Origin of the sequence: Photobacterium angustum (assembly GCF_003026365.1) — a bacterium.
GTDB lineage: Bacteria > Pseudomonadota > Gammaproteobacteria > Enterobacterales > Vibrionaceae > Photobacterium > Photobacterium angustum.
On sequence record NZ_PYOM01000015.1, the window covers coordinates 102904 to 116462 of the forward strand.

The 13559-nt window shown below is 37.5% G+C and carries 11 protein-coding genes; 5 read left to right on the forward strand and 6 right to left on the reverse strand.

The genetic code is table 11. The annotated features are described in order from the left end of the window. Positions 1 to 87: 87 nt before the first annotated feature. Entirely contained in the window at positions 88 to 1674 is a 1587-nt protein-coding gene (nhaB, locus tag CTN01_RS15915; RefSeq protein ID WP_045084019.1) for a Na(+)/H(+) antiporter NhaB, read from the reverse strand. 520 nt (positions 1675 to 2194) lie between these two features. On the opposite strand from nhaB, the gene fadR reads away from it, so the two are divergent. The 4 genes from fadR to CTN01_RS15935 all read left to right on the forward strand — a co-directional run bounded on the left by fadR (position 2195) and on the right by CTN01_RS15935 (position 5349). Beyond that, a complete protein-coding gene (gene fadR, locus CTN01_RS15920; RefSeq protein ID WP_045148326.1) occupies positions 2195 to 3046 on the forward strand; it encodes a fatty acid metabolism transcriptional regulator FadR in 852 nt (283 codons plus the stop codon). 192 nt (positions 3047 to 3238) lie between these two features. After that, the gene (locus tag CTN01_RS15925) at positions 3239 to 4108 is read left to right on the forward strand and encodes a winged helix-turn-helix domain-containing protein (RefSeq protein ID WP_249033686.1); all 870 of its coding nucleotides are present in this window, start codon (positions 3239 to 3241) and stop codon (positions 4106 to 4108) included. After that, entirely contained in the window at positions 4102 to 4590 is a 489-nt protein-coding gene (locus CTN01_RS15930; protein ID WP_107188270.1) for a hypothetical protein, read from the forward strand. Before CTN01_RS15925 ends, CTN01_RS15930 begins: the two co-directional genes overlap by 7 nt. A gap of 141 nt (positions 4591 to 4731) precedes the next feature. Further along, complete coding sequence (locus CTN01_RS15935; protein ID WP_045148328.1) at positions 4732 to 5349, forward strand: porin family protein; 618 nt, start codon at positions 4732 to 4734, stop codon at positions 5347 to 5349. Between the two features lie 78 nt (positions 5350 to 5427). Here the strand turns inward: CTN01_RS15935 and CTN01_RS15940 are convergent, their stop codons facing one another. From CTN01_RS15940 to CTN01_RS15950, 3 genes are all read right to left on the reverse strand, one after another. After that, positions 5428 to 6957, reverse strand: coding sequence for a SpoVR family protein (locus CTN01_RS15940; RefSeq protein WP_045148329.1), 1530 nt, complete (start codon positions 6955 to 6957; stop codon positions 5428 to 5430). A 95-nt stretch (positions 6958 to 7052) separates the two neighbouring features. After that, entirely contained in the window at positions 7053 to 8324 is a 1272-nt protein-coding gene (locus CTN01_RS15945; RefSeq protein WP_045148330.1) for a YeaH/YhbH family protein, read from the reverse strand. A 29-nt stretch (positions 8325 to 8353) separates the two neighbouring features. After that, complete coding sequence (locus tag CTN01_RS15950) at positions 8354 to 10288, reverse strand: PrkA family serine protein kinase (RefSeq protein WP_045148332.1); 1935 nt, start codon at positions 10286 to 10288, stop codon at positions 8354 to 8356. Positions 10289 to 10815: 527 nt separating this feature from the next. Between CTN01_RS15950 and CTN01_RS15955 the strand changes: the two genes are divergently transcribed. Next, a complete protein-coding gene (locus CTN01_RS15955; protein WP_045148333.1) occupies positions 10816 to 11196 on the forward strand; it encodes a VOC family protein in 381 nt (126 codons plus the stop codon). Positions 11197 to 11232: 36 nt separating this feature from the next. On the opposite strand, the gene CTN01_RS15960 is transcribed toward CTN01_RS15955, so the two are convergent. Continuing rightward, a complete protein-coding gene (locus CTN01_RS15960) occupies positions 11233 to 12105 on the reverse strand; it encodes a D-hexose-6-phosphate mutarotase (RefSeq protein ID WP_045148335.1) in 873 nt (290 codons plus the stop codon). 240 nt (positions 12106 to 12345) lie between these two features. Continuing rightward, positions 12346 to 13341 carry a type I glyceraldehyde-3-phosphate dehydrogenase gene (gene gap / locus CTN01_RS15965; protein WP_005369026.1) on the reverse strand — a complete coding sequence of 332 codons (996 nt, stop codon included), beginning with the start codon at positions 13339 to 13341 and terminating at the stop codon, positions 12346 to 12348. Positions 13342 to 13559 lie beyond the last annotated feature (218 nt).

Genomic DNA, 13559 nt, shown 5'->3' on the forward strand with positions numbered 1-13559 from the left:
CATATACGTTATGACACTAATCTAACAGCAATATTCAATCATAGCTTTATAGATAAGTAAATCATCTGTCAATTTCGCTATTGTGAATTAGTGAGCAAGTGCCGGTATTGTTGCGGCGGCTGATGATGCATCAGTGATCCAGCCCATGGTATAGAACCAATCTGTCATTGGTACTAGCATTAGCTCAATGCCAGCTAAACCTACGGATGCAAGAACAATAGTATAAGGTAACGCCATGTATACCATACGACCGTAAGAAAGACGGATAAGTGGCGCAATAGCCGAGGTTAAAGCAAACAAGAATGCCGCTTGACCATTTGGTGTTGCTACTGATGGTAAGTTAGTACCTGTATTGATAGCAACGGCTAACATATCAAACTGACTACGGTTAATAACACCGTTTGTTAGCGCGGTTTTTACTTCGTTAATATATACCGTACCAACGAATACATTGTCTGAAACCATTGATAGCAAGCCATTTGCAATGTAGAACATAGTAAGTTGTGAACTACCTTCAAGGCTTAACACCCAATTAATAATAGGTGCGAATAGTTGTTGATCAATGATTACTGCAACAATAGAGAAGAACACCGCAAGTAGTGCTGTAAAAGGAAGCGCTTCTTCAAATGCTTTACCCAGAGCGTGCTCTTCGGTGATACCAGTAAACGATGTTGCCAAAATAATAACGGTTAAACCGATTAAACCCACCGCAGCTAAGTGCATTGCAAGGCCGATAATTAACCATACTGCAATTGCTGCTTGAATAATTAATTTAGCGTAGTCAAGGTTAGTACGTGATTTACGTTCTTCATTATCAAAGTCGACTAAGATTTGGCGAACATTTTCAGGTAATTCTGCACCGTAGCCGCAGATTTTAAATTTCTCAACCAGTGCACAGGTTAATAAGCCACAGAAAAAGACAGGAACAGTAACGGGCGCCATACGAATAATAAATTCACCAAAATCCCAACCAGCTTGATCGGCAATGATTAAGTTTTGTGGTTCACCTACCATTGTCATTACGCCACCTAACGCTGTACCCACACCAGCATGCATTAACAAGCTACGTAGGAATGCACGGTAATTTTCTAAGTCATCGCGGCTTAGCTCTGGAACGTGATTATCATTAGTATGATCATGATTAGAATGAGGATCTTGCCCTGAAGCAACCTTATGATAAATGCTGTAGAAACCAACAGTTACACTGATAACAACCGCAATAACGGTTAGTGCATCAAGGAAAGCGGATAGAAAAGCGGCCATCACACAAAATGCGAGAGAAAGTAAAATTTTAGAGCGGATGCCGATTAATATTTTAGTAAACATGAACAACAATAGCTGTTTCATGAAGTAGATACCCGCGACCATAAAGACCAGTAAGAGTAGCACTTCAATATTTGCAACAAGTTCATGTTTCACTTGATCTGCACTTGTCATTCCAATGGCAACAGCTTCTATTGCCAGTAAACCACCAGGTTGTAATGGGTAACACTTTAATGCCATTGCAAGCGTGAAGATGAATTCGATTACTAACAACCAGCCAGCAACAAACGGATCAATAAGAAAAAAGACAATAGGGTTAATGATCAAAAAAGTAATGATAGCGATTTTGTACCAGTCAGGTGCCTTACCCAAAAAGTTTTTGATAAAGGCATTCCCTAGCGATATAGCCATGTGTTGGATCTCTTTATTATTAGCGCAAAATAGTATGGATTTGATGTCGGCTAAATGCCTTGATTGATCAATCAGCAGGGTAATCAGTCGCTTCTTGCAAAAGATTATTGGTCGAGATTGAGGTATCAAAGTTAAACAAGAGTATCGTTCTCGGATGTTATAACTTTCTTAGGCAGCAGCTTCCATTCGCTCCCAGTTCATCTTTATATAACTCTACCGTTTAAGAGGGATTAGTCAATAAGTTAAACAAAAATGCAATTATTTCGTTACATTTTCATCTTGAAATGGGAGTTGAATATGTCAGTGTTATAAACCGCACAGTATACAGAAAAAATAATAGGAATTGTTAGATGCATTCAAAACACCTTTTTTTAGTGAGCAGTCTAACAATATCGCTGTATTTTTATACTTCTCTTTCATGTTCATGTCAGAGTTAATAGCGAGGTTTCTTCTCAGAAGAAACTAGTGGTATGATGAGTACAATTATAAAAGTGCATGAAGCGAACTGGATTTTACTTAGATGGTCATTAAGGCAGATAGCCCAGCGACATTTGCTGAGAAATATATTATTGAAAGCATTTGGAATAATCACTTTCCTCAGGGGTCGATTCTTCCTGCTGAGCGTGAACTTTCAGAGTTAATTGGAGTAACTCGGACAACATTACGTGAAGTATTGCAACGTTTAGCACGTGATGGATGGTTAACCATCCAACATGGTAAGCCAACGCGTGTTAATAACTACATGGATACTTCAGGTTTAAATATTCTTGATACCTTAGTGACACTAGATGGGCAGGATGTTCAACGAGTATTAACCGATCTTCTTGCTGCTCGAACTGATATTAGTAGTGTCTTTATGCGTTATGCCGTAAAAGGTAACGCAGAAGAATCAAGTCTTCTAATTCAGCATGTCATTGATTCAGTTGAAAGACTTCGTAAAGCATCAAGCTTTGCTGAGTTTATTGAAAACAGCGATGATCGTATTGATCTTATCCAAGAAGTTAAAAAAATCGTAGATAAATACGGTAAAGATGATCCACAGCTTTGTGAAGAAATTTGTTTAGCTCGTGCGTTCAACTATTATGATTATCGTCTATTCCAAGGTATGGCAGGTAAGTCTGGTAATACACTTTATGTTTTAACTATTAATGGCTTACGCAAAATTTATACACGTGTTGGTGGTTACTACTTTATGAAGCCAGAAGCATGTGAATTAGCATTAAACTTCTACCGCGATATGAAATTATACTGTGATGAGAATAAACCAGAGCTAGTTGCTGATCGTATTCGTTTATATGGTCGTGAAAGTGGTGCGATTTGGTATAGTCACCGTGTTGAAATTTCAAAATATATGTACGAAGAAGAGCAATAATTTAAAATTACTGCGGCGAATATTAAACCAAGTGTTAAGCACTTGGTTTTTTTTATGCCTGTATTTCTGCTGTTTAAATCAGCATATTGATGTAAATAGGAATGCTTGAAGGTGAATTACTCGATTGTAAGTTGATTGTATAGTTAGCATAACTAATAATTAAGGATAAATTATGTTAATAAAATGGTCAGTATGGCAAGCAGTGAAGTGTACCGAATTGGTTCCGTAACCTACGACAGTTCCACACGAACTCTTACTCATGACAATGGACAGACAGAGTATTTTACGCCCCGTGTGAGTGATGTATTTTTACTTTTACTTGCACACCAAGGAAAATGTGTAGAAAAAGAGTTTTTATTATCTCAGTGTTGGGGAGATACGATTGTATCTGAGCAGGCCTTAACGAATGTGATTTCTAAACTTAGAAAAATATTAGCTAAGCACGCTTTAGAGATGATTACGATAACAACAGTCAGTAAGTCTGGCTATTTACTTGAAGTCAAAATGGATGATAGTTGTGTTGTTGATAAAGATAATAAGCAAGCAAAACAACAACCAGAACGCAAAAAAATAAAACCTTCTTTGTTATCTGACGATATTATTCAAATTAATGAAAATGATACAATAAAATCCGTAGAATCCCATATTCTTTGTAGAAAAAGTGTTTCATATTTATTAATTATACTTATTAGTTTTACTGCATTTTTAATTTATTACATAAATAGCGTAATAAATACTACACCATATTTTATTGATACTAAAAATTATAATCATGAAATAAATATTGGTTCAAATAAGGTTTACTTTAATGAAGTCGATGACTACGATGTAGATAAAGAACTTTTTATAAAAGGCATAAAAAAAAGCCTATCATCAGTTTGCAATTCAAATATATATTCACAGTTTTATTATAATACTCGAATAGCGAATAATAGTTCGATAGTAGTCTTTATTATGCCATCTGATGGAAGGGCATTTAACTTTAGAATGTCTAAATATACATATGGCAGCTTTTCTAAGCAGTTGAGTGATTACTTAAACAGTAAGAATATAAAATGCTAAAAAAAATAAATACATTACTAATTTTTATTTTGGTTGGCTTAGTGATAGCTGATTTTTATTTGGCAACAAAGAAAGATAATTTGCTCTCAACAACTTGGATTTGTGATCAGAGAAAAACAGGTTTTATATTTGAATCTTTTTCTAAATATAGTCAAGTTTCTGAAGAAATGATTTTAACTTTTAGCTCTAAAGATCGATTTTTTATTAATGAGTTTATCCAAGTAAAAGAGAATGATAAAGATGCTAAGTTAATGGAACTTTATTATGATGGTGATTACCTGCAAACAAGAGATCACTTAACACTAAATTTTGAGAGTGTTCATATTCTAAAAAAATATGATGATGTAAATTTAAATAGAGCTTATAAAGAGTACGAAGGCCACAGTATTTTATATAGATATAAAAAAATTAGTAATCGACTATATTTTTATACTGATAGTAAAAATGAAGCGTTTGATATGGTTTGTTATAAAAACAAATAAATATTTAATATTCTGTTTTTTAAAGTGTTTTTATTGTATTTATTTTTGGTTTTCATAAGGTTTGGTTTTGGTTTGTTTTTTATATGAGGATTTCAATATTATAAATATCTCTTTTGAAAAATAGTTTAAAAAGTAAAACTCATGAAAAAATTAGTATTAGCCACTTTGGTTTGTTCATTATCATCAACATATGCAGTAGCATCTGAAAACACGACTCATTATAATAAATATCAAGGTTTTTATGTTGGTGTTGGTGTTGGTGCCACTGACTTCCATGATTCTCGTTCTATAAATGTTTATAATAATGATTCTTTTGGTTATTCAACAGAATCAAATGATGCTAGTTATAAAGCTATTGCTGGTTATCAATTTAACCGTATTGTTTCTTTAGAGGCGCAGTACACTAAATATGGCGATATTAAACATAATATTGACGTATTAGGTAAAGTTAAATTGAATTTTGCTAAAACAGAACATGAATCATTTACTATAGCAGCTAATCTTGGTTACACTTTTGATAATGGTATTCGTCCATTCGCTACAGTTGGTTATGGTCAAATATCATTAAAAGATCCAATGATAAAAGATGATGGTGACTTAATTCGCTTAGGTGCAGGTTTAGAATATCAAATTAAGCAAATTCCAGGATTAGGTATCCGTGCAGCTTATGAAGCCGATTTCTATACCCTAGAAGAGGGTAATAAAGATTTTGAACAATCGATTGGTTCTTGGTATATAGGCACAACATATAAATTTTAATTATTAAATTACTCTAACAAATGAACGCCACTGGAATTAAATATTTTAGTGGCGTTATTTTTAACTAGAGATAAAAGATTAAATCTCAGTATTATATTGTGTCCTAATTGGACAAGTCGCAAGGATTTGGGTGCGTCCGTCTGGTAATTCTTCTTCCAATGTGACATCAAACCCCCAGAGACGATGAAGATGTTTGATCACTTCTTTATGGCTATCAGCAAGTGGGATCCGATTATGGGGAATATAGCGTAGTGTTAATGAGCGATCACCGCGCAAAGCAACATTCCATACTTGAATATTGGGTTCATTATTACTGAGGTTATATTGTGAGGAGAGCTTTTCTCTGATCGCTCGATAACCTTCTTCATTATGTATAGCGCTCACTTCAACATAGTTATGACGATCATCATCGTTAACTGCGAAGAGCTTAAAATCTCGCATGAGTTTAGGCGACAAGAATTGGCTAATAAAGCTTTCATCTTTAAAGTTTTCCATCGCAAAATGTAGGGTATCAAGCCAATTAGATCCTGCTATATCAGGAAACCAATGCTTATCTTCTTCTGTAGGATCTTCACATATCCGACGTATATCTTGAAACATAGCAAACCCTAAAGCATAAGGGTTTATACCACTGTAATAGGGGCTGTTATATTCAGGTTGAGCTACAACATTAGTATGGCTATGGAGAAATTCCATAATGAAGCGCTCAGTCACCAATCCTTCATCATAGAGGTGATTAAGTATCGTGTAGTGCCAAAATGTCGCCCAGCCTTCATTCATGACCTGAGTTTGTTTTTGAGGATAAAAATATTGGCTGATCTTGCGTACTATCCGGACTAATTCACGTTGCCAAGGTTCAAGCAATGGAGCGTGCTTTTCGAAGAAATAGAGAATATTTTCCTGTGGCTCAGAAGGAAATCGCGTTTCTTCAATCACGGTTTCTTTTTCAGCTTGAATAGGAATGGTCCGCCATAGCGAATTAACTTGCGATTGAAGGTAGTCTTCACGGGCTTTTTGACGAGCTTTCTCTTCGACTAATGAGATTTTTTGCGGACGTTTGTAACGATCAACACCGTAGTTCATTAGCGCGTGGCAGGAATCAATCAGTTTCTCGACATCATTGACGCCGTATTTTTCCTCACATTCAGTAATGTATTTTCTAGCAAAGAGAAGATAATCTATGATTGAACTTGCATCGGTCCAGGTTTTAAACAGGTAATTCCCTTTAAAAAATGAATTATGACCATAGCAGGCATGCGCCATGACCAAGGCTTGCATGGTGATGGTATTTTCTTCCATTAAATAAGCGATACAGGGATTCGAATTGATAACGATCTCATAGGCGAGTCCCATTTGCCCGTGCTTATAGCCACGCTCCGTCTCAATAAAACGTTTACCAAAAGACCAATGATGATAATTGATTGGCATACCAATGCTTGAATAGGCATCCATCATTTGTTCGGCAGTAATGATCTCAATTTGGTTCGGATAGGCATCTAGGCGATAGTGCTCTGCAACTCGCTTGATCTCGACATGGTATTGTTCTAGTAAGTCAAAGGTCCAATCTGGCCCATCGCTGAGTGTTTTTGTTTTTGTCTTTGTATTCATGACTAAGATCCCCCTTAAAGCGCGTGATACCGGCCAGAAAGAGTAGCGATATTATTTTCAATATCGCTGACTATCATTTAGTAAGTTTTCAAATATTAACTCACTTGTTTTTTAAATAGCTCTCTAAATACTGGGAAAATATCATCTACAGTCCGTATGTTTTGCATCGCAAAATTATCATGGCTGTTATGTAGCGCTTCATACTCACGCCATAATGTCTGATGTGCTCGTCGTGTAATTTCTATGTATGAGTAATAACGTGAAAATGGCAATATATGCTTATCTAATAGCTCTCGGCAACCGGGAGAGTCATCAGCCCAATTATCGCCATCAGAAGCCTGAGCTGCATAAATATTCCACTCTTCAGGACGATATCTATCTTTTACAATATCGTTCATCATACGAAGTGCGCTTGAAACAATAGTGCCCCCAGTTTCCTGTGAATAGAAAAATTCGTGTTCATCTACTTCTTTTGCTTGGGTATGGTGGCGAATAAAAACAACATCCACATTTTTGTATGTGCGGTTTAAAAAGAGATAAAGCAAAATATAAAAACGTTTAGCAATATCTTTTGTGGCTTGATCCATCGAGCCTGATACATCCATCAAACAAAACATTACCGCTTGGCTTGATGGTTGCGGTCGGCGTTCATAATTTTTATAGCGAAGATCAAAGGTATCAATAAATGGTGTTCTATTTATTTTTTGTTTCAATGACTCGATTTCTTTCTTTATCCTTTCTTCTTCAAACGGTTGTGCAGGTTCGGTGTTAAATAATAAAGTGAGTGCTTGCTCTAAATCACGCAGTTTTCTTCTTTTTCCTGCGGTCATTGCAGTACGCCTTGCCAATGAATTTTGCAAGGTTTTCACAATAGCAATATTGGCGGGAACCCCTTGTGATTTATAGCCAGAACGGAAGGTTTTCCACTCTACTATTTTGTTCATTTGGTTCTTTTGTAAATTGGGTAATTCAAGATCTTCAAATAAAAGATCAAGATATTCATCTTTAGATATTTGGAAAACAAATTCATCATTGCCTTCGCCATCAGGACTTGCATCTCCTTTACCAGCCCCACCTTGACCGGCGCCACCTGGCGGTCGCTCGATACGATCGCCGGGTGTGAATTGGTCGTTGCCAGGGTGGACAACTTCACGTTGTCCACCTTTACCTTGGTGAAAGCTAGGTTCTCGGATATCACGTGATGGGATCGTGATATCTTCACCACTATCAACATCTGTGATCGAGCGTTTATTTACCGCATCAGCAATAGATTCTTTAATTTGCTGCTTATGGCGGCGTAAAAAGCGCTGGCGATTCACCGTACTTTTATTTTTACCATTGAGCCTGCGGTCGATAAAATATGCCATAGCTCCCCCTTATCTCATTTGCAGCTGGTTTACGACGATTTACGTACGCGTAAATACCATTCAGACAATAAGCGTACTTGCTTGCGGGTATAGCCTTTTTCCATCATACGAGCGACGAAATCATCATGTTTCTTTTGCTCATCTGTGGATGTTTTAGCATTAAATGAAATAACAGGAAGTAGCTCTTCAGTATTAGAGAACATCTTCTTCTCTATTACTGTTCTGAGTTTTTCATAGCTGGTCCAGTTAGGGTTTTTGCCTGCATTGTTTGCTCTAGCACGTAAAACGAAGTTAACAATTTCATTTCGGAAATCTTTAGGGTTACTGATCCCCGCAGGTTTCTCTATTTTCTCTAATTCGTTATTGAGTGCTTCGCGATTAAAGAGTTGTCCAGTTTCAGGATCACGGTACTCTTGGTCTTGAATCCAGAAGTCGGCGTAGCTGACATAGCGATCAAAAATGTTCTGACCATATTCGGAGTAAGATTCGAGATAAGCGGTTTGGATCTCTTTACCAATGAACTCGACATACTTCGGTGTGAGGAAGCCTTTTAAGTGCTCAAGGTATTTTTCAGCAATATCTTGTGGGAATTGTTCTCGTTCAATTTGTTGCTCAAGCACGTAGAACAAGTGAACAGGGTTTGCTGCAACTTCTGAATGATCGAAGTTAAATACCCGCGACAAAATCTTAAAGGCGAAACGAGTTGATAACCCATTCATACCTTCATCGACACCTGCATAATCGCGATATTCTTGGTACGATTTTGCTTTAGGATCGGTATCTTTTAGTGTTTCACCGTCATAGACACGCATTTTTGAATAAACACTTGAGTTTTCTGGCTCTTTCAAGCGAGAAAGAACGCTGAATCGAGCAAGAATCTCAAGCGTGCTTGGTGAGCAAGGTGCGGATGATAGCTCACTGCTTTCAAGTAGTTTTTGATAGATTTTTATTTCTTCAGAAACCCGTAAACAGTAAGGGACTTTGACGATATAAACACGATCTAAGAAAGCCTCATTCGTTTTGTTATTTCTAAAGGTTTGCCATTCTGACTCATTAGAGTGAGCAAGGATCATTCCATCGAAAGGTAATGCGGATAGTCCTTCAGTACCGTTGTAGTTACCCTCTTGCGTTGCGGTTAGAAGTGGGTGAAGTACTTTTAACGGCGCTTTAAACATCTCAACAAACTCCATTAAGCCTTGGTTAGCTTTACACAGAGCACCTGAATAACTATAAGCATCAGGATCATCTTGAGAGTAATGTTCAAGTTGACGAATATCTACCTTACCAACTAACGATGAAATATCTTGGTTATTTTCATCTCCCGGTTCAGTTTTTGCGATACCGACTTGGTCAAGAATGGACGGACGAACTTTCACCACCTTAAATTGTGTAATATCGCCACCAAATTCATGGAGTCGTTTTGCTGCCCACGGCGACATGATGGTATTTAAATAGCGTGATGGAATATTATATTCATTGGCAAGCAACTCACCATCTTCTGATTTATCAAATAAACTGAAAGGATGATCATTAACTGGGCTACGCTCACCATTTGCCGTCAGAATATAAATAGGCACTTTTTGCATTAAACTTTTTAATTTTTCTGCTAACGATGACTTACCACCGCCGACAGGGCCTAATAAATAAAGAATTTGCTTACGCTCTTCAAGCCCTTGGGCTGCATGTTTGAGGTAAGACACTATTTGTTCTATCGCATCTTCCATGCCGTAGAAGTCTTCAAACGTTTTATAACGAGAGATGACACGGTTAGAGAAGAGACGGCTAAGATATGGGTCTTGTGCGGTATCAATCATTTCTGGTTCGCCAATCGCCATTAAAAGACGCTCTGCGGCGTTGACGTAGGCGCTGCGATCGTTACGACAAATATCAAGGAACTCTTGTAATGAAAGCTCTTCATCCTTGGATTCTTCATAGCGATGACGATAGTGGTCAAAAATACTCATGGTATGCCCCCTGAATCGTTCTTTGATCATTTAGACAGGACGAAAATCAACCTCTTTTGCATCCCTTACTTTAAGACTAGTCCGAACTGATCAATTTGCTGTACTGAGTTAATGATTTTTAAATAAAAATACCTTGTGATAGTGGTTTTAAACTGGACGTTTTTTAACCGTATATTTTTACTATCCTCTTATGGGATGGGTTCTGCAAGCGCTTTTGAAGCTAAAACATTTTTGTTTTTTCTTGTTGGTATGCAGATCTACTATTAATTATAGTAATTAATAGTAGATCTTGTTTTTTACTGAATATATTGAAGTAAAAGTCCGTAAAACTTTTTTGTGTTGAATTTTTATTTTGGCTAATTGCCATTATATGGTTTTATTGATCTTTTTTTTTTATTGTTGATTGAGAGGGACAATTATTGAGAATTTTTTGTGTATTTGAGCCTAAGGCATATTTTTTCCACGAAACGGCCTGCTCTGACATAAGCTAAAATAAGGTCCTAAAAATTGTATAGGTAGGTGGCTTTATGACAATTTCACGTGTCGATACTGTTTCTATTCCGGTTTCGGATCAAAACCAGGCTTTGAAGTTTTATCGAGATGCACTTGGTTTTGAATTGATCCGAGATCATTACTCGAATAATCAAAAACGCTGGCTGCAATTAGCACCAAGAGGTGCAGAAACGACAATCAGTTTAGTAACGCCATTTGGCGGAATGGAGCCAGGTACCGTGCAAGGACTAGTCGTTCAAACGGATGATATACAGTTAACGCATAAAGAGCTCAAGCAACGCGGTGTATTATTATCAAGTATTGTTAATTTAGTGGGGGGGAAGTTTGCTACGTTTAACGATCCCGACGGCAATGGCTGGGTATTGATAGAAGCCTCTGCGAGAATGTATGCTTGACCACGAGCAATGATATTGCTCGTGGTTAGTTTTGAATTAACGGTTAGAAATCGTTGTTAATAAAGTATGAGACTGTCCTGGCGCTAGCTCAATACTTGGCTGGTGGATTGTTGATTCCACGCATACCATAGTTTCATAACTATTATCAGCCATATCACCCATACTAACGGATAGCGCTTGCCAAGGGTTCCAAATTACAGCGGCATTGTGACCTTCGTTAGTGACCAAAATTTCACGATTATTGTTTTTATCATTAATAGTGATAGTGGCTTCTGGCTGAGTGTATACACGATCAGTTTCGCTGTTGAAGGTCAGTGTAGAACCACCTTCACATACTTTACCTTGTTGCGTACTATCAAGGTATTTTGGCCCCATTCCTGTAATATCAACATCGTTAATATTGGCAATATCGAAGTAAGTATGTAATGCGCCGCTGTATGACCATGGTTGATTGTCGGTATTAGTCGATGTCAGGCTTACTTTGAGTTCTTGACCGATTTCAAACGTTAGGACGTTTTTAAATTTATGCGGCCAAATAGCATAGGTTTCTTCATTATCTTCCAGTGCTAGACTGACTATAACGCCGTTTTCATTTTCACGGTGCTCTAATAATGACCACTGCGATGTGCGCGCAAAACCATGAGATGGTGTGCCAGCTTGGCCAAACCAAGGCCAACAAATTGGAATACCGCCACGTACCGCTTTTGACTGATCAAAAATGGCTTTTTCACTTAACCAAATAATGTCTTTTTCACCTTGTGGTTTAAACCATAATAGATGACCACCATGCAGTGAAATACCAGCTTCAGCAAGAGGGTGGATCACTCGAATGATATTAATCCCTTGATATTCACAAGCGGTGACGTTGTCGGATAAAGCGTTAACAGTAGAAAGTTGACGTAGATTCATCTTCATTCCTTAAAAGTTAAAAGCAGAAAGTGCTCATTTGTTTAGCGCTTATTTGTAAATTAAGCAATAAACAAAAAAGTACTTATTTTGCGCTTTAAAATATCAAAAAATATGAAAACTAATTTGTTAAAATCGTGAAGGTTTATGATTGTTTTTTGCCATTGTACTAGATACAAAAAAGGCGCCGCAAAATGCGCCGCCTTTTTAATTGCTTTCAAAGAAAGCTAGCTAATGCTTACATTACTTAGAGATGTGAGCGATTAGGTCTAGAACTTTGTTTGAGTAGCCGATTTCGTTATCGTACCAAGATACAACTTTAACGAAGTTATCAGTTAGTGCGATACCAGCTTTAGCATCGAATACTGAAGTTTGAGTTTCGCCGATGAAATCTTGAGAAACAACTTGATCTTCAGTGTAACCAAGAACGCCTTTTAGAGCGCCTTCTGATGCTTCTTTCATAGCAGCACAGATAGTTTCGTAAGAAGCACCGTTCTTAAGGTTAACTGTTAGGTCAACTACAGAAACGTTAGCAGTTGGTACGCGGAAAGCCATACCAGTTAGTTTGCCGTTTAGCTCAGGAAGAACAACACCTACAGCTTTAGCTGCACCAGTTGATGATGGGATGATGTTCTGAGAAGCACCACGACCGCCACGCCAGTCTTTAGCAGAAGGACCGTCAACAGTCTTCTGCGTAGCTGTAGTTGCGTGAACTGTAGTCATAAGACCAGATTCGATACCGAACTTGTCGTTAAGAACTTTAGCGATAGGTGCTAGACAGTTAGTAGTACAAGAAGCGTTAGAAACGATATCTTGACCAGCGTAAGTGTCTTGGTTAACACCCATAACGAACATTGGAGTTGCGTCTTTAGATGGACCAGTAAGAACAACTTTCTTAGCACCAGCAGTGATGTGCTTACGTGCAGTCTCGTCAGTTAGGAAAAGACCAGTTGCTTCAGCAACAACGTCAACGTTGATTGCATCCCACTTAAGATCTTCTGGGTTACGTTCAGCTGTTACACGAACAGTTTTACCGTTAACGATTAGGTTACCGCCTTCAACTTCAACAGTACCGTTGAAACGGCCGTGAGTTGAATCGTACTTAAGCATGTATGCCATGTACTCAACATCGATAAGGTCGTTGATACCAACAACTTCAATGTCGTTGCGCTCTTGCGCTGCACGGAAAACAAAACGACCGATACGGCCGAAACCGTTAATACCTACTTTAATTGTCATTACAGTTGCTCCACAACTTAATTTCTAATGAAAGATAACTGGTAGTAAAATTACATAATACTACGTGACCCTGCAAGCAAAAAAATCGTTTAAATTGCTTAAAATCAAAAAAAAGATCGGATTTAATTTACATTTCGACTACAACGGCGGTAAATCATACAAATACTGTGTAATTTAACAGCGCCGTAATTTTCAAATTTATATCGCTGATAAATACA